Below are 2,716 nucleotides of genomic sequence, written 5' to 3'. Positions count from 1 at the left end.
GTACTGTAGAAAAACACGGAAAACGTACTAAACCAATTTCTAGATAAAAAAAGCCGGTTTTCCTTTTCAATAAGGATTAACCGGCTTACTTAAAGATTTTGGTACTATAAATTGCTTGATGTAATCTCCTTACGCCCTCTTTTATTTCTTCATTTTTTAGATGGCCATACCCAATAATAATTCGATTAAGGTGTTTTCCCTTTTTAATTGTATGGTCTTCTACAGGATATACTTTAACTCCAATTTGTTCGATTTCTCCAATTAATTCCTTTGAAAAATGAGAGTCAGTTATTTCAACAATTAGGTGTAATCCAGTCGAATAACCGATTATATTAACTTTATTCGAAAATGTAGTTTTTAAACAATGGATAAGGAAGTTTCTTCGACTTTTATAAATCTTCTTCATCTTCGAAATATGTCGTTCCAAATAACCATCATCAATAAAACGGGCAAGAATAAGCTGATCTAAAGAAGGCGTATGAAGATCCGAAAACCATTTTAGACTGCGGCATTTTTCAATAAGATGTGAAGGAAGAATTAAATATCCCATTCTAAGAGCAGGTGATAAGATTTTACTAAACGAACCAATATATAACACACGTTCCGGTTCCAATCCTTGTAATGAACTTACAGGTGGGCCTTCATATCTAAACTCACTGTCATAATCATCTTCAACAAGATAACAATTTGTTTTTCTTGAGTAATTAATCAATTGAATCCGTCGTTGAATTGGCAACGTTCCTCCTAACGGAAACTGGTGGGACGGAGTAACAAAGATGAATCTTGGAATATTATTTAATGGCAGCAAAGATGTCTTCATTCCATATTCGTCAACAGGTATAGGGTAAAGAAGAGCGCCTGAAGTTTTAAATATAGTTTGAATATCATTGGTGATAGGATCTTCCATTATCACTGTATCATCCGGCGATAAAAGTAATTTAGAAACAAGTGTCAGAGCTTGAGTTGCACCAGAAGTAATCACAATTTGCTCTGGATGACAATCAACACCCCTAGTTTTCAGTAAATAGCGCGATAAAACCTGCCTTAATTCCTGTCGTCCTTCAGGGAGGTCATACCCAAACGTAGAAGGTGATGCTTCATTCCATGTGCTGTGAGATAATTTCGCCCATGTCTTCCTTGGAAATAAATCCAGTGAAGGTATCCCTGAACGAAAGTTGATGATGTGATCTTCATTGTTTTCATCTTCACTCCAATGAAATAAAGGCGCCTTTTTATGTTGTTCTAAAAAAGCTCCTTCAGCAACAAATGTTCCAGCACCCCTTTTTGCAACTAAAAACCCTTCAGCCAATAATTGATCATACGCTTCCAAAATCACATTCCTGGACACATTCAACTCAGAAGATAGTTCACGTGTCGACGGTAGTTTTTCTTCTGATTGTAAGTCCCCGTTTAAAATTTGTTCTCGTATTTGCTGATAAACTTGTCTAAATAAAGGTATATCTAACGACCGGTCAATGGGTATCCAAAGCATATTTACATTTTCCCCCTTCAATAAATAAAAGTGGTACCATCAAAAAAGATGTTAAGTGGTACTAATATAAACCATTTTACCATGATAAACTGGATTCAAATAGTAAAAAGGAGATGTATAATAATGATGAAAACCCCTGAAGTTCAAGTCGCTCAAGCACTTAAATCGGTTGCACGAAATGAACATATTAAATCCTATATTCAACAATCCAATGAACTCTATCCATTATTATTGAAAGCTGCCAAACGGTTTGTTACAGGAGAAAATAAACAAGAAGGAATCGAGATAGCAAATGAGCTGATCTCAAAAGGTTATTTTATTTCACTTGAATACATAGGGGAAAATATAACAGATTTAAAAAAATGCATAAAAGCCAAAGATGAGTTTTTGAATCTCATAGAAAAAATGGGTTCTATGACTATTAAGCAAACTGTTTCGCTTGATCTCTCACATATTGGATTATCTGTGAATCCAGAAACAGCTTATATTCATTTGCTTCAGATAGCCAAGAAAGCAAATATGTACGGAATTACACTTATGATAAGTATGGAGGAATCATCGAAAACGAATGACATTCTCGATATCTATAAAAAAGCATCTGAGCAGTACCCAAATGTGGGGATAACTATACAGGCACACTTATATCGATCTAACAATGATATCCAGGAACTCATTCGTTATCCTGGGAAAATACGAGTTGTCAAAGGGGCTTATCAAGAATCTGCCGAAGTTGCTATGTCTAGATCGAAGGAATTGAATAACTGTTATCTTAAACTTGTAGAACAAATAATAGAAGCTAACCACCCAGTTTCTATAGCTACACATGATGAAACTCTTATTCAAGAAATTGTACACCGTCAATATCTTAATCATCCCAATGTAGAAATAGAAATGCTCTATGGAATACGTCCAGATTTGTTAAGTAATTTAAAAAGCAAAGAGTATAACTGTAAAGTATACTTGACTTACGGAAAAGAGTGGTACTTGTATTTATGTCATCGAATAGCTGAATATCCGGAAAATCTATATCGTGCAGTAACAGATATGATCAATCCATCTTTACCAGAGAGTAGTAGATCATATTGAAAAACCATTTAACCCTAAATTTTTGAAAATATATAGTCCAATTTTTCACAAAAACAGAGGTATATGATGTTGAATCACAATAAAGATGTTACATTATGTATTTTATGTTTAAAATGAATTTTTCTTATTCCATTAAAG

The 2,716-nt window shown here is 34.0% G+C and carries 2 protein-coding genes; one reads left to right on the top strand and one right to left on the bottom strand.

Features of this window, described 5'->3' with window-relative positions:
* Positions 1–85 precede the first annotated feature (85 nt).
* Complete coding sequence (locus AO843_RS23675; protein WP_054613497.1) at positions 86–1,492, bottom strand: MocR-like pyridoxine biosynthesis transcription factor PdxR; 1,407 nt, start codon at positions 1,490–1,492, stop codon at positions 86–88.
* Between the two features lie 126 nt (positions 1,493–1,618).
* Here AO843_RS23675 and AO843_RS23670 point away from each other — a divergent pair, with 126 nt between their 5' ends.
* Entirely contained in the window at positions 1,619–2,578 is a 960-nt protein-coding gene (locus AO843_RS23670; RefSeq protein ID WP_054613498.1) for a proline dehydrogenase family protein, read from the top strand.
* Positions 2,579–2,716: the final 138 nt, after the last annotated feature.

Origin of the sequence: Lysinibacillus sp. ZYM-1 (assembly GCF_001308875.1) — a bacterium.
Taxonomy (GTDB): Bacteria; Bacillota; Bacilli; order Bacillales_A; family Planococcaceae; genus Lysinibacillus.
The sequence above is the reverse complement of the archived record's forward strand: the minus strand, read 5'-3'. Positions and strand labels throughout refer to the sequence as shown.

Excerpts from the sequence above, each read along its gene's own strand:
- AO843_RS23675 (WP_054613497.1), bottom strand. The coding sequence starts at position 1,492 with ATGCTTTGGATACCCATTGACCGGTCGTTAGATATACCTTTATTTAGA.
- AO843_RS23670 (WP_054613498.1), top strand. The coding sequence starts at position 1,619 with ATGAAAACCCCTGAAGTTCAAGTCGCTCAAGCACTTAAATCGGTTGCA.